The 22,056-nt window shown below is 68.4% G+C and carries 18 protein-coding genes and 2 tRNA genes; 12 read left to right on the top strand and 8 right to left on the bottom strand.

Annotation, left to right across the window (positions count from 1 at the left end; all coding sequences use genetic code 11):
• Positions 1-92 precede the first annotated feature (92 nt).
• Complete coding sequence (locus RAH40_RS18570) at positions 93-1,376, bottom strand: carbohydrate porin (protein WP_306599091.1); 1,284 nt, start codon at positions 1,374-1,376, stop codon at positions 93-95.
• Between the two features lie 270 nt (positions 1,377-1,646).
• On the opposite strand from RAH40_RS18570, the gene RAH40_RS18565 reads away from it, so the two are divergent.
• Positions 1,647-2,435, top strand: a complete 789-nt coding sequence (locus tag RAH40_RS18565) for a hypothetical protein (protein ID WP_306599090.1) — start codon at positions 1,647-1,649, stop codon at positions 2,433-2,435.
• 217 nt (positions 2,436-2,652) lie between these two features.
• On the opposite strand, the gene RAH40_RS18560 is transcribed toward RAH40_RS18565, so the two are convergent.
• Positions 2,653-2,743: transfer RNA gene (locus RAH40_RS18560), tRNA-Ser, on the bottom strand.
• A 212-nt stretch (positions 2,744-2,955) separates the two neighbouring features.
• Here RAH40_RS18560 and RAH40_RS18555 point away from each other — a divergent pair.
• The 7 genes from RAH40_RS18555 (at position 2,956) to RAH40_RS18525 (ending at position 9,663) form a co-directional block, all read left to right on the top strand.
• Positions 2,956-3,453: a roadblock/LC7 domain-containing protein gene (locus RAH40_RS18555; RefSeq protein WP_306599089.1), complete on the top strand. Its 498-nt coding sequence runs from the start codon at positions 2,956-2,958 to the stop codon at positions 3,451-3,453.
• A 24-nt stretch (positions 3,454-3,477) separates the two neighbouring features.
• On the top strand, positions 3,478-4,062 hold the full coding sequence (locus RAH40_RS18550; RefSeq protein WP_306599088.1) for an ATP/GTP-binding protein: 585 nt from the start codon (positions 3,478-3,480) through the stop codon (positions 4,060-4,062).
• Positions 4,063-4,100: 38 nt separating this feature from the next.
• Positions 4,101-4,175, top strand: a tRNA-Asn gene (locus RAH40_RS18545).
• Between the two features lie 660 nt (positions 4,176-4,835).
• The gene (locus RAH40_RS18540; protein WP_306599087.1) at positions 4,836-6,257 is read left to right on the top strand and encodes a hypothetical protein; all 1,422 of its coding nucleotides are present in this window, start codon (positions 4,836-4,838) and stop codon (positions 6,255-6,257) included.
• Positions 6,254-7,030, top strand: coding sequence for an IS21-like element helper ATPase IstB (gene istB / locus RAH40_RS18535; protein WP_306599086.1), 777 nt, complete (start codon positions 6,254-6,256; stop codon positions 7,028-7,030). The genes RAH40_RS18540 and istB overlap by 4 nt, the downstream gene beginning before the upstream one ends.
• A gap of 712 nt (positions 7,031-7,742) precedes the next feature.
• Entirely contained in the window at positions 7,743-8,153 is a 411-nt protein-coding gene (locus tag RAH40_RS18530; RefSeq protein ID WP_306599085.1) for a hypothetical protein, read from the top strand.
• A gap of 100 nt (positions 8,154-8,253) precedes the next feature.
• Positions 8,254-9,663 carry a hypothetical protein gene (locus RAH40_RS18525; protein ID WP_306599084.1) on the top strand — a complete coding sequence of 470 codons (1,410 nt, stop codon included), beginning with the start codon at positions 8,254-8,256 and terminating at the stop codon, positions 9,661-9,663.
• Here the strand turns inward: RAH40_RS18525 and RAH40_RS18520 are convergent.
• Positions 9,660-11,321 carry a methyl-accepting chemotaxis protein gene (locus tag RAH40_RS18520; RefSeq protein WP_306599083.1) on the bottom strand — a complete coding sequence of 554 codons (1,662 nt, stop codon included), beginning with the start codon at positions 11,319-11,321 and terminating at the stop codon, positions 9,660-9,662. The genes RAH40_RS18525 and RAH40_RS18520 overlap by 4 nt on opposite strands.
• A 171-nt stretch (positions 11,322-11,492) precedes the next feature.
• Complete coding sequence (locus RAH40_RS18515; RefSeq protein WP_306599082.1) at positions 11,493-12,749, bottom strand: class II D-tagatose-bisphosphate aldolase non-catalytic subunit; 1,257 nt, start codon at positions 12,747-12,749, stop codon at positions 11,493-11,495.
• Between the two features lie 137 nt (positions 12,750-12,886).
• Here RAH40_RS18515 and RAH40_RS18510 point away from each other — a divergent pair, with 137 nt between their 5' ends.
• On the top strand, positions 12,887-13,462 hold the full coding sequence (locus RAH40_RS18510; RefSeq protein ID WP_306599080.1) for a hypothetical protein: 576 nt from the start codon (positions 12,887-12,889) through the stop codon (positions 13,460-13,462).
• Between the two features lie 155 nt (positions 13,463-13,617).
• Positions 13,618-15,057 (top strand): bifunctional diguanylate cyclase/phosphodiesterase, encoded by a 1,440-nt coding sequence (locus tag RAH40_RS18505; RefSeq protein WP_306599079.1) that lies wholly within the window; start codon positions 13,618-13,620, stop codon positions 15,055-15,057.
• Here RAH40_RS18505 and RAH40_RS18500 read toward each other — a convergent pair.
• Both RAH40_RS18500 and RAH40_RS18495 read right to left on the bottom strand, forming a co-directional pair.
• A complete protein-coding gene (locus RAH40_RS18500) occupies positions 15,054-15,578 on the bottom strand; it encodes a DUF4337 domain-containing protein (protein WP_306599078.1) in 525 nt (174 codons plus the stop codon). The genes RAH40_RS18505 and RAH40_RS18500 overlap by 4 nt on opposite strands.
• A gap of 40 nt (positions 15,579-15,618) precedes the next feature.
• Positions 15,619-17,301 (bottom strand): mucoidy inhibitor MuiA family protein, encoded by a 1,683-nt coding sequence (locus RAH40_RS18495; protein ID WP_306599077.1) that lies wholly within the window; start codon positions 17,299-17,301, stop codon positions 15,619-15,621.
• 78 nt (positions 17,302-17,379) lie between these two features.
• On the opposite strand from RAH40_RS18495, the gene RAH40_RS18490 reads away from it, so the two are divergent.
• A complete protein-coding gene (locus RAH40_RS18490; protein ID WP_306599076.1) occupies positions 17,380-18,126 on the top strand; it encodes a hypothetical protein in 747 nt (248 codons plus the stop codon).
• Here the strand turns inward: RAH40_RS18490 and RAH40_RS18485 are convergent.
• Together RAH40_RS18485 and RAH40_RS18480 are read right to left on the bottom strand one after the other, a co-directional pair.
• The gene (locus tag RAH40_RS18485) at positions 18,113-19,708 is read right to left on the bottom strand and encodes a M28 family peptidase (RefSeq protein ID WP_306599075.1); all 1,596 of its coding nucleotides are present in this window, start codon (positions 19,706-19,708) and stop codon (positions 18,113-18,115) included. The two genes, RAH40_RS18490 and RAH40_RS18485, sit on opposite strands and share 14 nt — an antisense overlap.
• Positions 19,705-20,481, bottom strand: a complete 777-nt coding sequence (locus RAH40_RS18480; protein WP_306599074.1) for a DNA/RNA non-specific endonuclease — start codon at positions 20,479-20,481, stop codon at positions 19,705-19,707. Before RAH40_RS18480 ends, RAH40_RS18485 begins: the two co-directional genes overlap by 4 nt.
• Before the next feature lie 78 nt (positions 20,482-20,559).
• Between RAH40_RS18480 and RAH40_RS18475 the strand changes: the two genes are divergently transcribed.
• Positions 20,560-21,726 (top strand): MFS transporter, encoded by a 1,167-nt coding sequence (locus RAH40_RS18475; protein ID WP_306599073.1) that lies wholly within the window; start codon positions 20,560-20,562, stop codon positions 21,724-21,726.
• The last annotated feature ends 330 nt before the right edge of the window (positions 21,727-22,056 follow it).

The following is a 22,056-nucleotide window of genomic DNA, read 5'->3' as shown; positions in this document are numbered from 1 at the left end:
CCTGTCTGGAAGGCGATTGGGGCTCCGGACCTTCTGCCGTCGCAGTCCCGCCGAAGCTGTCCGCCGGGTGCCCTGGGCGGAATCCGGGGCGATCAGAATGCGAGGTGGACGCGGAGGGCAGAAAGCGTCACGGGCCCCCGGTCGGCGTTGTAGCCCGGGTTCCAGCACCGCTGAAGGTCCAGGCTGGCGGTGCAGTGCGTGCCCATGGCAAGGGCGTAGGTCGCCTCGGCGATGCGCTCCGGGTTGTAGGTGAGCCGGCCATCGCCCAGCAGGAACCCGAGTCCGCCCGCAGCAAGGTAGGCGCGGTGGTCCGGACTCAGCCCATTCTGGACAAAGGCCAACCCGAAGCGGTCCCGGGGGCGGCCCCAGCGGGTGCCCCTCTGGGAAAGCCCGGCGGAGAGGGATCGGTCCGCCTCCGTGAAGGCCCAGGACTCGGTGCGGCCATCCGACCAGCTCCAGCGGGCGAAGCAGCCTACGTCGGGAGTGACGGCCTGTTCGGCGTTGAGACCCCAGCCCCGTTTCCTCCGGCCATTTGCCCGGGTTGCGGTGATGTCCGGGGGGTTGGCCTCGGCCAGGCTCATCCGGTAGTCCCCCATGTGGGCGGTGTTCCGGAAGACCATCCCCCGAAGTGCTCCGGGAAGGCCGCCGAGGGTGTGGTCGTGCTCCACCTCCATGGCATCGCCGTGGGCACGCGCAAGGGCGTGGTCCATCTCCAATTGATTGGCCTCCAGGGGTTCGGCGAAGCGGCCATAGCGGACCGCCCACGCGTCCCAGAACAGTTCCACCGCACCGCCCCAGGTGTAGCCACGGGTGTCGGCGGGGTAGTCCCAGGCCCCATGGCCCATGAGGGTCCAGTTCAGGAACTGGGTGCGGGGGTCATGGGCGTAGGTGTTGTTGTCGAAAAGATCCATGACGCTTACCTTGCCGGCGTGCAGCACCAGACGGCGGGAAGAGCGGGAGCCGGGAAGCTGGTGGGCGTCGTCCTCCACCTCCTGAGGCTCCCCACCCAGGTCGAGGGTCTGGCGCACCAGGAAGCGGGCCACGGAAGCCCGGAACTGGGGGTTGCCGACCCGGTAGGTTTCGCCGTTGGGGGCCCCGGCCATGCCCAGGACACTGCTGACCCCCTTTCCGGCGGCACCTTCCACGTCCAGATAGAGCTCGGTGCCCTTGAGAGGCCGCCAGCCGGTCATGAGGGTGGTGGTGAAGGACGTGGCCCATTCCCGCCCCGGGCGGAGGGAATTGGGGCCCCGGTAGGGGGAAGGGAAGTCCCCATGGGTCTGGGTGACGGCGGTGGCCTGGGCATGAACCTGCCAGGCACCGGGGTCCCCGGCGATCAATCCGGGCAGCGAACAGCAGAGGGCGAACAGGAACTTCATGGGCGCTTCCGTGATCTGGGATCAGCTCCCGCGTGGAGCCGATGGAATGGGCGGTGCTGCAACCGGGCCCAGGGCCGCGGGGGTTCCGCGATCGAAGGGCAGCTCAGAATCGCAATTTCCCTTCCGGAGTCCAACACGTCAGCCTAGCCCGCGTCTCCTCGGGCCGGCCAGTTAAGATTCCGTCAAGGATCCAGGTCAAACCCCTGCGCTTGGCGAACTCGATGCGGTACGAGATCGTGGGAACTTCATTTTCGATTCTGAAAGCGCGCGATGCCCCGAACCGCCATCCTCTGCTTCTGCCTGCTCGCCTTGGCGTGCAGGTCCCCGCTTGCCACCTTGAAGGCCGTGGAGGGCGGTCCATCCATCCGCCTGGCAAGGGTCTCGGTGGAAGATCACAGCCGCCAGCTCAAGCGCCTGAAGCGGCAGGGGCCCGAGGAGGCCAACACTCCGGAGGCACGGCGCAAGGCGCTGGACGACCACGGCCTGTGGCTGGAATCGACCTTCCGGGAGGAAGCTGCGGCGTGCGGCATCGCGGTCCGGCCGGACGCGCCCTATCGCCTGGAACTCGTCGTGACCGACCTGGGCGAGATCCGCACCACGTACATCCTCTACGGCATCGCCTCCGGAGTGGCCTGGGGAGTCGGCACGGGCCTGCTGGTGCACAACACCCGCCTGGCCGTGGGGCTCGGCGGTTACGAGCTGCTGGAGGAAAGCGCCTTCTGGATCGGAGGGAGCGCCCTGTTCGGTTCCTTCTCCGCGCCGGCCGTGCTCGAAGCCAGGCTCTTTGCCCCGGGTGACGTGAAGCCCTTCTGGACGGAAACCTACTACGTGCTATCCGGACGATCCCTGATCCGGGAACTGCCCGAGCCGGCAAGGGCCGACCGCGCCATCCAGCTCAGGGCTTCCCTCCAGAAGGCGATCCTGAAGCTGCTGGAGGATCTCGAAGCCATCCCGGGATTTCCCGCCCGCACCCGGGACCACCTGACCGGCGGACCCGCTTCATTCATCAGGCAGGCCCTGGTTCCGGAAAAGCCCCCGGCGCAACCACCCGCACCTTGACCGGCCGGACGTGGCAGGGCCAGGGCCCGCCCTGGACCGCCATCAGCAGGGGAGGCAAAGGATGCGACCGGGAGGTTCCGGAGCTTGTACTGGAGGGTCGCCGGGTCCCCATGATCCGCGAGGGTCGGGAACCCCTGCCGGACCGGGTCCCATCCACGGTGGCCGCGCAGGAACAGGAAGGCCCCCGGAACCGGCGGGGGCCTTTTCCTCCTGGAACTGGCGGAGAGTGGGGGATTCGAACCCCCGATAGGCTTTGGACCTATACACGATTTCCAGTCGTGCTCCTTAAACCACTCGGACAACTCTCCTGCGGTGTTTCCCTACTTGCGCGGGACTTGACAGGCTAACACGGGGACCGCCCTGGGCCAACCCTGGAATGTGGAGGGGAGGCCTCCGGACGGGCGCAATAATTATTTTATCCATACTTTTCCCAGTCCCCGGCCTCCCCTGGCCTCCATGTTCCCTGGCCGCAGGGGGAAGTGCGGTATGCTCTCGTGAACGCAATACGCCGGGAGGTAGTGTGGCCAAGCTCGATCTGGTCATGTTCGAGGAAGAGTACAAGCAGCTCCAGGAGATCATCGGCCGCCTCCAGGTGGACTCCAGCAGCAAGGTCGTCTTCCTCGTCGACAAGAATGGACAGCAGATCGCCGCCAGCGGCGATGTGCGGAGCATCGACGCCACCAGCCTCGCCTCCCTCACCGCCGGCAACGTCGCCGCCACGGACGGCCTCGCCAAGTTGATCGGGGAAAAGGAGTTCAGCCTGCTCTTCCACGAGGGGGAGAAGGACAACCTGCACATCTCCATCGTGGGCAAGCGCGGCATCCTGGTCGTCATCTTCGACCAGTCCTCGAGCCTCGCCCTGGTCCGCCTGCGGGTCAAGAAGTCCAGCCGGGAGCTGGCCGAGATCTTCGAGAAGGTCGAACAGCGTGCCCAGGCCACAGCCGATGAATCCTCCAATTTCGAAAGCCCCTTCTCCGAGATCACGGATGAGGACATTGATAAACTGTTCGGCGACTGAGCCAGGCCCCCTCGGACACCCACGATGACATTCATCAATTACGCATCCAGAGAGATCAACTGCAAGATCGTGTACTACGGTCCCGGTCTCTGTGGCAAGACGACGAACATCCAGTGGATCCACGAGCAGGCCAACCCCGAGAAGCGGGGCAAGCTCGTCAGCCTGGCCACGGAGACCGACCGGACCCTCTTCTTCGACTTCCTGCCCCTGGACATGGGGATGGTCAAGGGCTTCAAGGTCCGCTTCCACCTCTACACCGTGCCCGGCCAGGTCTTCTACGACGCGTCCCGCAAGCTCATCCTGCGGGGCTGCGACGGCGTGATCTTCGTCGCCGACAGCCAGAGGCCGCGCCTGGAGGCCAACATCGAGTCCATTGCCAACCTCGCCACCAACCTCAAGGACAACGGCTTCGACATCCGCACCATCCCCTACGTCCTCCAGCTCAACAAGCGGGACATGCCCACCGCCGCCCCCCTGGGGGAGATGGAGGACCTCCTTCGCTTCCGCAACGAGCCCATGATCGAGGCCGTGGCCAGCAGGGGCCAGGGCGTGATCGAGACCCTGAAGGCCTGCGCGAGGCAGATCCTCATGGAGCTACAGAGGAGTTGATTCCTGGCTGGGATTCTGTAAAATATAATTTCACGCTTTCCGGCGTAGCTCAGTGGTAGAGCAATCGGCTGTTAACCGATGGGTCGGGGGTTCAAATCCCTCCGCCGGAGCCAAAAAAATGGGCCCAATGGGCCCTATTTTTTTGGCTCCGGCGGAGGGATTTGAATCACTGAATTGCTGGCAGGTATGCGCCGGGAATGCCAGCCCGGGGGGCTGGCATTCCCGATCAGCGCCGTGCCAGCAATTCGTGCGGGAGGCTGCCCCAGCCCGATGGAACCTTCCCGGGGGCCAACCAATGGGCCCTATTTTTTTGGCTCCGGCGGAGGGATTTGAATCACTGAATTGCTGGCAGGTAGGCGCCGGGAATGCCAGCCCGGGGGGCTGTCCTTCCCGATCAGCGCCGCGCCAGCCATTCGTGCGGGAGGCCGCCCCAACCCGATGATACCTTCCCGGGGGCCACCCTTGGGTGCAGGGGGGCGGTGAATCCCGGATGATGCCCGACGACACTGAGTAGTCCCCACTGCGGACAATTACACTTCCCCATCGGCTTGCCCATTCCGGGATAGCCAAGGGGACTCAGATGTCGGCACGGTACCCCATGGCCACCTGGCCTTGGGGAAGGCGGTGCCATGGGTCGGGTCACGGATCAGCAGGTGAGGCGTTTGAACGAGGAAATGGCGAAGCATGGCCAGGTCGGCAGGGCGGCGATGATGGCCAATATGGACCGTAAGACGGCGCGGAGTTACATACGGGCCAAGCAGTTTCCTTCGGAGATGCCGACGGAACGGGCCTGGCAGACCCGGGCGGATCCGTTCGCGGCGGACTGGCCGGAGGTTGCTGGCCGCCTAGCCGAGGCCCCGGAATTGGAGGCCAAGGGCCTGTTCGAGCACCTGATGCGCCAGCGGCCAGGGGTCTACCAGGAGGGCCAACTCCGGACCTTCCAGCGGCGGATCCAGGTCTGGCAGGCCCAGTTCGGCCCCGACAAGGAGGTGTTCTTTCCCCAGGACCACGTGCCGGGCGAAGCCATGCAGACGGATTTCACCTGGGCAACGGAGCTGAACGTGACGATCCATGGCGAGCCGTTCCCCCACATGCTCTGCCATGTAGTGCTGCCCTACTCCAACTGGGGCTGGATCACCGTGTGCCAGTCGGAGTCCATGCTGGCCCTGCGGCGGGGGATCCCGGCGGCCCTGGCCCAGCTGGGCCGGATCCCACTGTTCAGCCAGACCGACAACTCCACTTCCGCGACCCATAAGATCGCCGCCAGCGCTGCGGTCGAGGTGGAGATCACGGGGTCGGGAGAGGAGAAGTCCACGATTCACAGGACCCGCAGCCGGAAACCCCGGGCCTATAACGACGACTACTGGGACATGATGACCGGGCACTACGATGTCCAGGTGCGGACCATCAGCGTGGGCAAGTCTGAGCAGAACGGCGACGTGGAAGCCTCGAACAATGCCCTCAAGCGGCGCCTGCACCAGCACCTGCTGCTGCGCGGCCACCGGGATTTCCCTTCGGTGGAGGCGTGGGAAGCCTGGGCCCAGGGGGCCTGCGTAATGGCGAACGCCCGCCGCAAGCGGGTTCCCGAAGAACTGGCCGCCATGCGGCCCCTGCGGGTGGAGGCGTTCGCCGAGTTCGACGAATGGCGGATCAAGGTAAGCGAGGAAAGCACCCTGCTGGTGAAGCGGAACACCTACTCGGTGCCTCCGAAGTTGCTGGGCAAGTGGGTGCGGGTGCGGCTCTACGAGATGACGCTGGAGGTCTGGTTCGCAGACCGGCGGTTGCTGGTGATCCCCAGGCTGCTGGGGGAGTACCGGACCCGCATCGACTACCGCCACGTGGTCAAGGCGATGCTCAAGAAACCGGGCGCCTTTGCCCAATACCGGCACCGGGCGGACCTGTTCCCGGGGCCGGTCTGGCACCAAGCCCTGGAAGCTCTACAGAAGGGACTGGGCGAGCGCCGGGGCGAAGTGGCCTACCTGCGCAACCTCAACCTGGCCGCCGAGGAAATGGAGTGCGATGTCGAGGCGGCCCTGGTGCTGCTGATGGCGGAGGGCATCATCCCGGAGCCGGCGCGCGTGCAGGACCTGATGGGGCTGGGTAGACCCACCGAGATTCCGGACATGCCGGCCCTGGTGGTGGACCTGGGCGGGTTTGACGCGTTGCTGACGGAGCGGCTGGAGGAGGCGGTATGAGCAAGGAAGCGCGTCGGCAACTGGGGGACATGCTGCGGGAGCTCAACCTGACCGGGGTGGCGGCGACTTACGGGGAAGCCGGGAAACGGGCTGAGAAGGAGGGCTGGGCTTTCGATCGGTTCCTGCACCACCTGATGGAACTGGAACTGGAGCAGCGGCGCCAGAAGCGCCTGGAACGGGTACTCAAGGCCGCCAAGCTCCCGGTCGGCAAGACCCTGGCCACCCTCAAGCAGGACCTCCTGCCCGTGAAGGTCCGCCGGCAGATGGCGACCCTGATCGAAGGCGGGTTCGTCGACCGGGGCGAGAACCTGCTGGCCTTTGGCCTCCCGGGCCGGGGCAAGACGCACCTCGTCTGCGCTCTGGGGGCGGAATTGATCCAGCGGGGCTACAAGGTGTATTTCACGCCAGCCTACGCCCTGGTCCAGCGCCTGCTGATCGCCAAGCAGGGCCTGGGCCTGGAGCGCGAGATGCGCCGACTGGACGCATTCGACGCGATCATCATCGACGACATCGGCTATATCCAGCAGACCCGAGACGAGACCGAGGTTCTGTTCACCCTCCTGGCTGAGCGCTATGAGCGGCGTACCGTGATCATCACCTCGAACCTGGTGTTTTCCCAGTGGGACCGGATATTCAAGGACCCCATGACGACGGCGGCGGCCATCGACCGAATCATCCACCACTGCGTGATCCTGGAACTGAACGGCACCAGCTACCGGGCCGATGCGGCCAAGGCACGGATGCCCCAGCCTGAGGAATCCGCATCAGCCTGACCCCCCCCCAGACCCCCCCGGCGCCGGTCCCTGCTCGGGCGCGGATTTCCCATGGAAGGCGGGGCCCCTCCCATGGAAAACCGCAAAGGGCGCGGTTTCCCACGGGCCCCGCCCCCCGTTCCACGGGAAACCCGCCTCCCTCGGCCTGCGGCTGAAAACCGCATGCGCGGTTCCCACAGGGTCCGGCGCCAAGGGCGCAGCAGCAGCAGGTGTCCATTTGTAATTGTCGTCGGGTCTGCTTTTACCACCCGTGCCCATGGCGATGCCAGGGAAGAACAGGTAAGCCAGCGGCTCCGCCGCGGCCCTGGCGATGGGGAATTGTAATTGTCGTTGGGCCGGAATTTACCTCATCTGAAATTCGACCGAGGGCACACGATTGCCTCACGTAATGACCCGACCGAAATTCCAAGTCCAAGCGCCCAAGAACTTGGTAAGCCGGCTGCTACGCAGCGGCCCCTCGATGGGGAATTGTAATTGTCGTCGATGGGGAATTGGCGTTGACGTCGGGCAGGATGATGGAATTCCGAGCCCGAATGAACGGGATCATGGTTTGCCGTCCAAACCGGCCCGGCAGCGCCTCCGGAGGCCGGGGTCCGTCGTCATCCGGCATGCCGCACGTGGACGTGCTGCACGGTTGCTGTCATTTTCTAGGTTCAAGGTCCTGATGTATTATTCAGGGAACTGTCTCAACCTAAAGGGAAGGGGTGGCGACATGGGCTTCGCTTCCAGGTTCATGCTTTGCACTTGCGTGCTTGCATCACTATCCTGCCAACCTGTTCACGTTGAAACCCGGAGCAGGCAGGACACCCATCCGGAGGCGCGGACATTCATGGTTGGAGACGACACCTGGGTGGAAATCAAGATCAACTCGTCCGGCGAGGCATCCCTGGTCTCCTTCGACGCGGGGACACCGGATTCGCTCCAGCATTCCGTTGAAGATCCCTATGACGTCCTCAGATGGAAAATCAAGGCCGGCAGGAAGGGCGCCCTTGCGACCCCGAACTACGTTGCGACCCTGACCTACAAGCAGTCCTCCAAGAAAATCGAGATCCAGCTCCGGTCCCAACTGGCAAATGCCTTGTCCGAAACCATGAGGGTCATCGTCCACCTTGTTCCCTTGTGATTTCCGGGGGACGCCTCCGGATCCTTCCAGGCCCGCGCGGAGGGATCAGGGCCTAAGGAGTCAGGCATACTGGAGTGAATTCCCGTTTCCCAGGTGGCCCATGCTGCGTCGATTCCTCCTCCATTCCCTGTCCGCGGCCCTGGTGGCGGCGGTCCCGGGCCAGCGCTGGCTGGACCACTTCAACCAGGACCTGCTCCCCTTCTGGAACGTGCCCGCGGCCTGGGGGACGCCCCGGGGGGACTTCCCGACGTTCCGGTGCAACGACGGCAACCTCTTCAATGCGGCCAGCCCCTGCCCCGAGATCGGCGACGCCCCGGGGTGGATCAAGGCCAGCGCCGGCATGGAGTTCACCCGCATGAAGTCCCGGCAGACCTACTTCTACGGGGCCGCCTATCACCTCACGGGGGACCCGGCCATGCTGGCGCTGGCCCGGGACGGGGTGCGGTTCCTGCGGACGAAGGCCCTGGACAGGGCCACGGGCAGCGCGGTGACGTACTGGGAGAAGGGCGTTCCGGGCCCCGCGACGCTGGAGCGCACCACCCAGGACCTGGCCTATGCGGAGCTGGGCATGGCGATGTACTACTACCTCACCCGCGACCCCGAGGTGCTGGCCGACATCGTGCGCCTCAAGGACCACATCTTCGGCCAGTACTGGGACAAGGACTGGGGGATGCTCCGCTGGGCCGCCAAGGGCCCCAGGGAGGAGACGGACCGCCAGGAGCTGGTGGCGCAGCTGGACCAGGTGAACGCCTACATGCTGCTCCTGACCCCCATCCTGCCCGAACCCCTGCGCACCCAGTGGAAGGGCGACCTGGTCAAGCTGGCCCGGGTGATGGTGGACAAGTACCACGCCCCCGGGCGGCACCTCTTCTGGGGCACGCTCCACGAACCCAAGGCCCTGGGCACCCGCCACACCGACTTCGGGCACACCGCCAAGGCCCTGTGGATGATCGGCCGCATCGGCCGGCTCGCCGGGGACGAGGCCCTGGTGCGCTTCGCCGACACCGAGGGCGCCGCCGTCCTGGGCATGGCCCTCCTCCCGGACGGCACCTGGGGCTCCAAGCTCCGGCGGGACGGCACCGTCGAGGCCTCCAAGGAGTGGTGGATCTACGCGGAGCTGGACCAGCTGGCCGGGACCCTGGCCCTGACGGACCGGACCTGGGCCAAGAGCCTGGACTCGACCGCCGCGTTCTGGCTCACCTCGATGGTCGACCACAAGCGCCACGAGGTGTGGGGCTGGGCGGGGCCCAAGGGCGAGACCTACGAGGATTCCCCGAAGATCCACCAATGGAAGAACGGCTACCACTCCGCCGAGCACGCCCTGGTGGGCTACGTCACCTGCCGCGCCCTGGAGGACAAGCCCGCGACCCTGTACTTCGCCCTCCCGGACCCCAAGGCCCAGGTGGACCCCTACTTCTTCACCGGGAAGGCCGGGGAGAGGCGGATCTCGCCCCTGCCGGGCTTCCCGGGCCTTTGCAAGGTCGAGGTGGGCTTCACGGGAATCCGCTAGGTCCTGAACTGCCGCGCCAGCGCCGCGAGGCCTTCGGCGGTGTGGGCCAGCTCGTCCGAATGGGTGCTGATCGTCTCCACCGTGCTGGACAGCTGGACGCTGGCGCTGGCGTTCTCGGTGGCCTTGGCGGCGCTGCGCTCCACCTGGGCGGCCACCTCGGCGCTGGCGGTGGACTGCTCCTCGGCGGAGGCGCTGATCTCCATGGCCATGGAGGTCACCTGGCCGATGTGCTCCCGGATGTCCCCCAGGGCGTCCACCGCGCCCTGCACGGTGGTGCGGCCCTGCGTCACGGCCTCGTTGCTCACCTCGATGAGGCTGGCGATTTCCCGGGCGGACTGGGCGCTGCGCTCGGCGAGCTTGCGCACCTCCTCGGCCACCACCGCGAAGCCCTTGCCCAGGGACCCGGCCTTGGCGGCCTCGATGGCGGCGTTGAGGGACAGGAGGTTGGTCTGGCGGGCGATCTCCTGGATCACGCGCACGGCGTGGACGACCTTGGTGGTGGCGTCCTCCACCTGGGCCATGGCGGCCATGGCCGCTTCGCCGGACCGGTCCCCGGCCTCGGTGGCCGTGACGGCCTCCACGGCCTGGCGCTGGCTGGCCTTGACGTTGGAGGCCACTTCCTGGATGGAGGCGGACAGCTCGGTCATGGCCGAGGCCATGCGCTCCACGGAGATGCGCTCCTCCTCGGCGTTGCGGGCCAGTTCGCGGCTGGTGGCGGCGATCTGATGGGTGGCGGCCGAGAAGTTCTCGGCCGTCTCGGTGACCCGCGTGCCGTCGAAGCGGATGCGGTTGACCATGCCCTTGAGGTTGGACTGCATGGTGCGCAGGCGGGCCAGGAGGCTGGTGGTGTCCCCGGGGGGCGTGTCGATCTCCACGCGCAGGTCCCCGAGGGCGATCTGCTGGACGACCCCGATGGCCGTCTCGGGCTCGCCGCCCAGCTGGAGGCGCTGGGCCCGCAGGAGGAGGGCCAGGATGGCCACCCCCGCCAGGATTGCCGCGAGGCCGCCCAGCCCCAGGAGCCAGACGCCGCTGTCGGCCAGGGCGCCGATCTCCGCGAGGCCCTTCACCGCCGCGTTGCTCTCCTGGATCCCCTTGACCCCGGCGCCGACCTTCAGGAAGGTGGCGATGTCCAGGGCCGTGACCACGGCCACGATCCCGAGGAGGGCCGCGAACCCCGCTCGCATGCGCGAGCGCGAGGTCCAGGAGCGCAGGGGCATCCAGGGCTGGACCGTGGCCTCGGCCAGGGACTTGCCCGCGTTGAGGAGCTCGTACATCCGCTCCGCCTCGCGGATCTGGGCCTTGGACGGCCGGCTCCGGATGGAGACGTAGCCCGCCACCTGCCCGCGGTCCATCACCGGGGTCACATTGGCGTCCACCCAGTAGAAGTCTCCGTTCTTGCAGCGGTTCTTCACGATGCCGAACCAGGGCTTGCCGGCCTTGGCCGTGGCCCACAGATCGGCGAAGGCCGCCGCCGGCATGAAGGGATGGCGCACGAGGTTGTGGGGCTGGCCCATCAGCTCCTCGACGGTGAACCCGCTCATGCGGACGAACTCGTCGTTCACGAAGGTGATCCGGCCCTGCGGGTCCGTCATGGAGACGATGAACGCGCCTTCCTTGAGGTGGTGTTCGACCGCGGTGACCGGTTGGTTGTTGCGCATGGGCGGACCTTCAGGAGGGCGGGTTGGAATGATTCACTGATTAAATTATTGCAAAAATTAAAGTAAGGTGGTTGCAAAAATTCGGTAAAGGCGCCGCGGAAGCAGAATGGAGGGTTTCCCAGTCACAATTAAATAATTAATACACATGGGCTTCGACCCTTCGGCCGCCAGCTATGCATTCTCCCGGCAGGCCGCGACGTAATGCCCCAGCACCCGCCGAACGGCATGCAGGACAATGGCTCGTCCGTTGGGCTCCAGCTCGCCGTCCAGGACCGAGTCCAGGGCCATGGGCAGGTGCCGGCTCAGGAGCTGGCTCGGGAGCGGGCCCGCGGTGGCGGCCAGGAGGCGCTCGACCTCCTCCTCCACCTCCGGGTCGGTCCAGTAGTAGCGGGACCGGTCCCGGTAGCTGAAAAGCCGGGTATAGGACCGGTCCGGACCGTGGTGGTGGTCCTTCCAGTGCGCGGGATCCTTGCGCATGGCGCGGTCCAGGACCACCCGGAGCTCGATCGCGGGCCCCGACCCGCGCAGTTCCCGGGCCACGTCCTCCAGGGAGAAGAGGGCCTCCCGGAAGGCGAAGGTCAGCCAGGGACCGACCTTGAGGATCCCCGCCCCGTCCTGCACCAGGTCCCTAAGGACGCCGGGGTGCTGGAAGTCGGTGGCGTGGGCCTCGAACATCCCGGGCCTGCGGCCCGCGATGGCCTTGGCCAGGGGCCGGGCCTTCTTGCGGTCATAGGGGTGCACCGCGGTCTCGCTGAACGCGACGCCGGGCTGGACCACCAGGGCGACGACCCGCTCCCAGGCGGAAGCCGCCCCCTCCCTGGCCAGGGCTTCCTGGAAGAGGTCCAGGGAACGGTGGACGTCCTGGGCCGGGGTGACCCGCGGCCCGGACTCCGGGGAGGCGTCCAGCCCCAGCACGTACACCGGCGGGTGGCCTTCGGGGCGCACCTGCCAGGTCTGCTCGGCCAGCAGGCAGAGCGACGCGGCCCGCCGGGCGGCGGTCTCGGGGGAAACCACCGGCCCGTCCCCGGCGCAGGCCACCGCGGTGTCCAGGTGGAGCTTGCGGAACCCCGCCGCCACGCAGGCCTGCGCCAGGGCCCCGGCCTTGGCCATGGCCTGGGCGGCCGGCTGGAGGCGCCAGGGGCCCGGCCCCAGCCGGTCGCCGCCGAGGATGAGGCGGGAGGCTTCGAGGCCGGCTTCGGCGGCCAGGCCGAGGACCAGGGCCCGGAAGTCCTCCGGGGTCATCCCCGAGTAGCCTCCCAGCTGGTTCACCTGGTTGCCGGAAGCCTCCACAAGGAGCGGCCCCCCGGCGGCCAGGGCTTCATCCATGGCAGCCCGCAGCACCAGAGGGTGGGCGGAGCACACGGCCGTGATGGCCCGGGATCGGCCCTTCCGCCGGCTGTCGCAAAGTTCCAGAAGCCGCTCAGGCATGCAACCCTCGAGCCCGGACCGGCATGTCCAAAGGGAATTCCATCAGGTGATTCCTCAACTACAAGATTACCTTTGGTTATCGGCGGCGTCCCCGGGAAAGTTGCCTGCCCCGGCCCATCCGTGGCTAGAATTCCAGCATGACGCCGAACCCAGCCGAGCCAACGAACGAAGCGGCTGTCATCCGCCGGATCCGGGGGTCCAGCTTCCCCATGAGCGTCGCGGCGGCGCGGACCACCCTGGGCGAGGACGCCTGGCGGGCCCTGCTCGCGGACCTCTCCCCCGGAGCCCGGGATCTGGCGGCCGCCCCACCCGCCTTCGAGACCTGGATCGACGCCGGTCTGGTGACCGAATGCTGGACCGCGTTCCGGCGGGCCGGCAACCTGGGCCCGGTGCCCGGCGCACTGGGAGCGGAGACGCTGCGCGCCCGGCACCCCGGGGCTTTCCAGGGGCCTGCGGGGCTGGTGGAGGCCCTGCCGGGCTTCTGGCGCGGATCCGTGGAAGGGGGCGTGATAACGGTCGAGCTGACGAGCTCCCAGTCCGCGGTGGTGCGCATCTGGGCCGTTTGGCCGGTGCCCTGGTTTTTCGATCGCCACGTGCCGGCCTGGTTCACCCACGGCCTCCAGATCGCCGGCGCGCATGGCGCCGCCGTGCGGCACATCCCCCCAGCGGACCCCGGCGGCACCCTCCATGCGTACCACCTTCTCTGGAGTTGATTGGTGCACAATAATATGTTCAATTGTTTTTGATTAGCATTCATTCCCAGGCGTGGAGACACTAGAGCAGGCAACCGCTATCTTGCACAACCCGAGCAGGTCCCCAAGGAGCCTCTTTCGTGGCCTCTGTTCATCCAGATCCGGAACCGAATGAAATGCTCTTGAAAGATATGGAAGCCTCGGAACTCGTGGAGCACCTGGCGAAGGCCCGGACGGAAGTGGCCCAGCTCAAGGCGCAGCTGGAGGGGCTCCGGGACCAGGACCCGCTCACCGGACTGCCCAACCGTTTCCGCCTGGCGGACCGCACGGGCCAGGCCATCCTCATGGCCCACCGGCAGGGGAACATGGTGGCCGTGCTCTTCATCGAACTGGACCGCTTCAAGTCCATCAACCAGACGCTGGGCTTCGCGGATTCCGACGACCTCTGCCTGCAGCTCACCCGGCGCATCTCCGTCCTGCTCCGCCCCGGGGACACCCTGGCCCGGGTGGGCAGCGACCAGTTCGCCGTGCTGCTGCCCGAGGTGCGGGATCCCCTGGAGCCGCTGCGCATCGCCCAGGGCATCCTGGACGCCCTGTGCATCCCCTACCGCGTCTCCAAGCGGGAGGTGCGGCTCACCGCCAGCATCGGCATCAGCCTCTCGCCCCAGGACGGGGACAACGCCTCCACCCTCCAGAAGGAGGCGGAGAACGCCTGCAACCGCGCCAAGGGCAGCGGCGGCAACGCCATCCAGTGCACCACCCTCACCCTCAGCGAGGCCGCCTTCGAGCGCCAGCAGATGGACGCCTTCCTGGGCGAGAGCCTCGCCAAGAACGAGATGCGGATCTTCTACCAGCCGCAGTTCAACATGGAAGGCCACATCATCGGCATGGAGGCCCTCCTGCGCTGGCAGCACCCGGTGCTGGGCGCCGTGCCGCCCTCCAAGTTCATCCCCCTGGCCGAGGAGAACCTCTTCATCCACACCCTGGGCGAGTGGGCCCTGAACAACGCCTGCCGCCAGGCCGCGATCTGGCAGGCCCTGAGCCCCCGCCCCATCAAGCTGGCCGTGAACGTCTCGCCGGTGCAGCTGGCCTCGCCGCGCCTGGTCGACTACGTGGCCCGCACCCTGCGGGAGTCCAGGCTCAGCCATTCCTGCCTGGAGCTGGAGATCACCGAGAGCAGCCTGCTGAAGAACTCGGACCCCCGCCACACGCCGCTGCACGACCTCAAGGCCCTGGGCGTGCGCATCGGCCTGGACGACTTCGGCACCGGGTATTCGAGCCTCTCCTACCTGCAGCAGCTGCCCATCGACACCCTGAAGATCGACCAGGCCTTCGTGCGCAACATGCACCCCGACCGCCCCGGCGTCATCTCCTCCAACCCCATCGTGCAGACCATCGTGAACCTGGGCAACAACCTGGGGCTGAGCCTGGTGGCCGAGGGCGTGGAGACCCAGGCCCAGAAGGAGACCCTCCACGGCATGGGCTGCCACGCCTTCCAGGGCTACCTCATGGGCCGTCCCATGGAGGCCGCGGCCATGGGCATCCACCTGGAGACCCAGATCAACACGGCCTTCAATGCCCTGCTGGGCCCCCCGATGCAGGACCGGGCAGTCTAGAGGAAGAGCAGGAATCCGTTGATGAAGTAGAGGATTCCCACCGCGCCCACCGCCAGCCCCAGCCACCACACGGGCTGCTTCTTCAGCAGGGCCGCGATGGACGAGAGCAGGATGGAGATCTGCAGGTAGATGACGGCGATGCCGAAGGCCGCGGAATGCTTCTGGGCCTCCTCCCGCACCTTCTCGAGGCGCCGGGCCTCGGCCTGGATCGCGGCCTTCTCCTGGTCGTAGGCGGCCACCTTCTTCGCCCATTCCGACGCCTTCGACTTCAGGTCCGCGGCCCGCTCCCCGGAGGCGCCCGCGGCCTGCAGCTCCAGCTGCTGGACGCTGATCTCGTAGAGGTTCGACTTCATGCTCTTGGCCTGGTAGAAGGCCCACTGGTCCGAGGCCTGGGCCTGGCTCATGACCGAGCGCGTGGAGTAGCCCCCGCCCTTGAAGGTGGCCATGGTGGCGCACACCGCCAGGATGACCGTGGTCAGGGCGAGGAAGTTCAGCCAGGGTTCCTTCTTTTCGTCAGCCATGAGGGAGATTTCAACGGATGACGGGGGGCCCCGTCAAGGCCTACCTGGGCAGGTGGAGGTCGTCGGCGCCGGTGAGCACGCACCCGGCGGGGATCCGGATCTGGGCGCCCAGGGTCACGGTGCCCTTGCCGCGAGGCTCCACCGGCAGGGTCCAGGCGCGAACCCCGGGCACGGAGGCTTCCCGGCTGGGGGTGGCCTCGGGCAGGGGCGTGATGCGGACCTTGTCGCTGGAGGCCCTGACCTCCCGGTCTTGGAGCTCCACCTGGACCGCCTCGGCGGTGTCGTTGGACACCTCCATGCGCTCCCGGAGCGTCCACTGGATGTCCTTGGTGAAGGTGCCCACGGCCTCCTTCAGGGCCTCCACCTGGCGCAGCTCAACCCGCACGCCCCGGTATGGGCCGAACCCGAACTGGAAGGGCGCGCCGGGCAGCGGCATCTCCAGGGCGGTCTGGCCCACCCGTTGGGTCCCCGCGTAGTGCACCACCGCCGCGCCCGGGAAGAGCGGGATCCCCGCGGGTACCGGGAAGCGCGCCACCCGGTGGACCGTGGGGTCCAGGCGCGGCGTGGCCACCAGGGCCAGGGACGGTTCCTGCTCCCGGCCGAGGATGCGGAAGCGGTGGGCCTCGTTGTCCGCGGGGATGTCCTTGAGGCCCTCCAGGGCCCAGGTGGCCGCGATCCCCCGGGCCTCCTCCAGGGGCTGGGCCTCGGCGGCGTCCATGGTGAGATTGGCCGCGGCGACCTCCACCACCCCACGGGCAGGCGGGAGGTACAGGTTCTGGGCGATGCCGGGCGTGAGGCCGCCTTTGCTCTTCATCTGCCGCTCCGCCACCTGGAGGGCCGGGAGCACGGAATCGATGAGCCGGGGCCCGCCGTACTGGGCCAGGGCCAGGCTGCGCCCGCTGCGGGCATTGGTGATCTCCACCTGCACGCCCTTCCAGTCCTCCCCCGTCCCCTGGCGGATGGTGGCGAAGATCGCCAGCTCGAGCTTCCTGCCGTCGCCCGCGAGGCGGGCCTCGTACGTGGGCACCCAGCCCGCGCCGCGGATGCGGTAGGTGAACTCCACCTCCACCTCCCCGCCCCGGTCGGTGGCCACTTCCACGGTGGCCTGGGCGGGGCTGGAGGTGCGCTCCGCGGCGCGCTTTTGCAAGTCCTCGTCCAGGCGCCGGAATTCCTCCTTCACCTTCTCCAGTTCCCTCCGGCGCCGGCGCTCGCGGGTGAGGACCTCGCCGAAGCGGCCCTGGAGGCCCTTGCTCAGCTCCACCACCGCGGCCGCGCCCGGAAGGGCGCCGGTCATGCGGGCTGAGATCTCCTTGTCGTAGCCCGCCTGAAGCCCGGACAGGAAGGCCAGCTCCTTGGCGATGGATTCCCCTTCGGCCTCCAGGGCATCCTGCCGGTCGCGAACGCCTTCCCACTCGGCCTTCAGGGCCTTGTACTCGGCCGTCTCGGTGACCTTGCGGGGTTCGGCGCCGACGCTCAGGTCCCCCAGGCGCGAGCCCTGGGGCCCCCTGGCCGCGACCCGCACGTCGTCCAGCTCCAGGCCCTGGGGCAGGTCCTTGAGCAGGAGGCGGTGCACGCCGGCCCCCGCGAACTTCGCCTGGCCCACCCGGGTGACCCAGGCCTCGTCGGGGTGGAGCCGCACCTTCCGGATGGGCGCGTTCAAGCCCACGGGGGACTCGGCGGCCAGGGTGAGGGCAAGGCAGGGCAGCAGCCATTCGATTCGCATGGGCACCTCGGAATTTGACCAGTCTATCCCACCCCGGGGCCGGAATCGGGCAAAGTAGTTACAAGAACCGGGAGTCCCATGCGCCTGCCCATCCTGATCCTCTGCGCCCTGACGCTGCCCCTTGCCGCCGACGGCCTCGACGCCCTCAGGGCCCGCCTCCAGAAGCCCGCCGGCGCCGAGGCGCTCAAGGCCTCTGTGCAGCTCGAGAGCTGGAACCGCAGGGGCGACGAGAAGAAGCCCGTCATCAGCCAGGGCAGGGCCACCGCCTGGGCCGAGTGCGGCCCCCAGGGCATCCGGCTCTCCTGGGGCCGGGACCTCCTGGCCCAGGCCCTCCAGGAGGCCCGCCTCCGCACCGAGGACCCCGAGAAGACCACGCCCACCCGGGAGGCCATGGCCGGCCTGGACGCCCTCAGCCTCCAGAACTACTTCGATCCCGGCCCCCAGCTCCTCCAGGACCTGGACAAGGCCACCCTGCTCGAGGAGCGCCCCGACACCCTGGACGGGCGCGCCCTGAAGCTCCTCTCCCTGAAGCTGGAGCCCCGCATGGGCGCCCGGGACCGGAAGTACGTCAAGGAGCTGGACGCCACCGCGAAGGTCTGGGTGGACGCCGAGGGCCTCCCCGTGGCCGCCGAGACCCGGGTGAAGCTCCGCGGCAAGGCCCTCCTGGTGATCAGCTTCAGCTCCGAGCAGCACGACGCCTACCGCTTCGCGCGGGTCGGCGGCAGGCTGGTCACCGTCCACCACCTCCACGAGAGCAGCGGCTCCGGGGGCGGGGAGTCCGGCCAGTCGCGGCGGGTGACGACGCTGGCGTTCAGCGGGTCCTAGCTCCCCTGCGCAACGCCGGATCCGCCGCGAGGGCCGCCGCCATCCCCAGGGGCAGCGCCGCCATCAGGAGCAGCGCCGCCAGGGCGCCCAGGGTCAGGGCCAGGGACACCAGGTGCAGCACCGGCACGAAGAGCGCCACCGGGACCACCGCGCCGGCCAGGGCCAGCCAGGGCCGCCCGGTCAGGTCCGCCAGGACCAGGGACCCGAAGGCCGCCAGCAGCGGCACGGAGAACAGGAAAGCCGCCCCGGGCATCACCCGCGCCAGCGCGGCCAGGACCAGCAGGTTGAGGCCCATGGCGCCGATGAGGGCCGAGCGCCCCGCGCTCCTGCGGGCCAGCGCGTAGGCCGCCAGGGCCACCAGGAACAGGAGGACCCAGGTGATGGGCCGCTCCAGCGGCACGTTCGGCATGTAGGTGAACCGCCAGGGTATCCCGGTGACCCGCGAGGCCAGGAAGCTGGTGCCCGCCCCGGCGGCCAGGGCGGCCGCGGCCAGGCCCGTCCAGGCCAGGAACCATCCCGCGATGGACAGGATCCGCGCGCGGCCCCGGGCCAGGTTCCAGACCATCACCCCGTGGAAGCACAGGACCAGGAATACGCACAGGGCCCGGTCCCACCCCATGGGCCAGGACACCAGCACCCCGGGCAGGCACGGGAAGTAGACCATGTCCTCCCTGGAAGCGAAGGCGTCCTTACCGGCCAGGGCGGGGTCCGCCGCGTAGGCCCTTACCATGGGCAGGATCTGTTCCCCGTAGTGCTGCAGGGAGGCCATGGAGACGTTGCCCGGGTTGTCCCGGGGGGTGTGGTAGAAGGAGAGGTCGTCGAGCACCGCGAAGTTCATCCCGGGCAGCCCCGCCCGGCTGAAGACCGTGAAGTCGGTGCCGTTGGGCATGCGCCGGTACACCTCGGGCGCGAAGGAGTACCCGAAGGGCCAGCGGGCCTTGCGGAAGAGGCGGATGGTCGCGAGGTTCCTCCGGCCCGTCTCGAACATCACGGCCGGCCCCCGCACGCCCCGGGCCTCGAGGTTGATGACCAGGTTCACGTCCCGGTAGAGACCGGGGTTGCGCTCCATCTCGGCGCGCGCGCCCAGGAGGCCGGATTCCTCGGCGTCGGTGAAGAGGAAGCGCACGCCGTTCTCCAGGGGCTCCGGGCTCCGGGCCAGGAGGCCCGCGATCTCCAGCATGGCCGCCACGCCCAGGCCGTCGTCGGCGGCGCCCAGGGACGCGGGCGCCGCGTCGTAGTGGGAGACCAGCAGCACCGAGGAGCCGCTGCGTCCCGGAATGCCGGCGGCGATGTTCTCGAGCGGATAGCGGTGCCCGGAGCGGTCGGTGACCTCGGGGTGGCGCAGGGTCCCGGGCTTGAGCCCCAGGCCCTCCAGGCGCCCGCGGATGTAGTCCCGCACCGGGGCGAGGGAGGCCTGGTCCCGCACGGAGTGGGGCGCCCGGGCGAGGACGTCGAGGTGCGCCCGGGCCCGCAGGGCCGAAAAGCCCGGACCGGGCGGCGCGGGCGCGGGCAGGACCAGGACGGCCAGGCCCAGCAGGACGCCGGCGGCCAGCGCCCCCAGGGCGACGAGGTGGCGCCTCACGGGAGCACCTCGACGGCGTCGCACCGCGCGTCCAGGTCGCCGGGATTCCCGGGCACCAGGTCCACGCCGCTGCGCTCGCGCACCTTGGCCAGCGTCGTGGCGTAGGCCATCCAGGCCGCGGCCTCCAGGCCCTCCTCGTGGGGGATGATCCAGGCGCAGGCCCGGGTGGCGCCCGCGGGGGTGATCCAGATGACGGCCTTCCACAGGGCTTCGGGCACCGCGATCTCCCTGGCGCCGATGGTGGCGCCGCCGCCGAGCACCGGCCCGGTGTAGACCCAGATCTGCGCGGACCTCCCGGTCAGCCCCGGCCGGAACCCGCCGCCCGTGCGGGAGCCGCTCACGGCCTCCTCCAGGCGGGACCAGATGCCCCCGTTGTGCTTCTGGAGCTGGGGGACCATGTTGGCCATGGAGAACGTCTCCCGGGCGGCGTCCCGGCCGAAGGCGTAGGCGATGGCCGCGAAGGGGGTCATGTGGCCCCGGCTGTAGCCCGACCCGGCGTAGTCGCGGGTGGTCACCCGCGCCTGGGTGGCCTCCTCCGTGAAGAACGGCATGCCCTTGCGCGCGACCGCCTCCGGCTCACCCTGGGGCCCGGTCACGGTGTACACGCTCCAGAGGGGCACCTTGCCCTTTTCCGAATAGCCGAGGGTGTAGGCCGTGTAGGCCACCACCGTCACGGGTTCCGGGCTCCGGGGCTGGACCCCCCCGAAGAAGACGTCCGCGGCGAAGGCGCCCAGGGCGGCCAGCATCAGAAGCGCGATGCGCAGAACTTTCACGGGTACTCCATCCGCCGGACGCCGGCGGTCGCAGGGCTGTAGAATTGGTTCCATGAAGGTTATCACGCAGTGGAACGCATGAGCCGGCCCCGCGAACTGGGTCCCGGCCCGATCTTCGCCATGGCCTGCGCGTGCGGGATCGCGGTGGCGAACATCTACTACAACCAGCCCATGCTCGGCCTCCTCCGCCGGACCTTCCCCGGGGGAATGGCGGTGAGCCTCATCCCCACCGTCACCCAGCTGGGCTACGCCGCGGGCCTCTTCTTCCTGGTGCCCCTGGGCGACCTCCTGGAAAGGCGGCGGCTGATCACGGTGCAGTTCATGGGACTGGTGCTCGCGACCCTCATGGCCGCCGCGGCCCCCAACGGCTGGGCCCTGGTGGGCGCCTCGCTCCTCATCGGGGTCGGTTCCACCGTCGCCCAGCAGATCCTCCCGGTGGCCGCGTCCCTGGCCTCCGACCACCGCCGGGGCGCGGTGGTGGGCGGCGTGATGAGCGGCCTGCTCACCGGCATCCTCCTGAGCCGGACCCTGTCGGGCTTCGTGGGGGCCCACTGGGGCTGGAGGTCGGTGTTCTGGCTCGCCGCCCCCATGGCCCTCGCCGGCGCCGCCATCATGCGGTTCCTGCCCCCGAGCCTTCCGGCGGCCTCCATGGGGTACGGCCGGCTCATGGGTTCGCTCCTCCACCTCTGGCGCGGGGAGCCGCGGCTGCGCCGCGCGGCGTCGACCCAGGCCCTGCTCTTCGCGGCCTTCAGCGCCTTCTGGACGACCCTGGCGCTGCACCTGGAGCAGCCCCCCTTCCTCCGGGGCGCGGGCCTGGCCGGGCTCTTCGGGGTGATCGGGGCGATCGGGATCCTCGCGGCCCCCCTCGCCGGGCGCATGGCGGACCGCCGGGGCCCGGGCCCCGTGGTGATGGCCGGCACCTGCGTGGTGCTGGCCGGGTGGCTGGTGCTGGTGGCCTGGAATTCCCTGGCGGGCATGGCGGTGGGGGTCGTGCTTTTGGATTTCGGCGTGCAGAGTGCCCTCATCGCCCACCAGCAGCTGGTCTTCGGGCTCCGGGCCGAGGCCCGCAACCGCCTGAACACCCTGTTCATGACCGGCATGTTCCTGGGCGGCAGCGTGGGCTCCAGCGGCGCGATGCTGGCGTGGAGGACCCTGGGCTGGACAGGCGTCGGCGCCTTCGGCGTCGCCCTGGGGCTGGCGGCGGCCTGCCTCCAGGTCCGCCCCATTCGTATGAATTCAAAATGAAAGCTTAGCCTTTTCATTTTGATCGCCGAACCCCTCGAGGCAGGGGGATTGTTTTTGTAAATATTATATTTACAACAATTCAGATAGGCATGCGGGTTGCTCTGCTTTCCAGCGTTCATCAGGCTGGGCGGCAGGACCACCCCATCCGGCCGCGTCTCATCGGCTCCAATGCCCATGCGGGGCTCCCCTTCCTCCCTCCCACAGGTCCAGCCGCAATGAAGTCCATCCAAGGCACGCCCACGAACCCAACCCAAGGAGCCAGGATGCTTGATAGACGCAATTTCTACTCCATCGTTCCCCAGTATGGCAACCAGCCGGCCTTCCAGATCC

Source organism: Geothrix sp. 21YS21S-2 (assembly GCF_030846775.1).
GTDB lineage: Bacteria > Acidobacteriota > Holophagae > Holophagales > Holophagaceae > Mesoterricola.
This window is presented reverse-complemented; position numbering and strand designations above follow the sequence as displayed.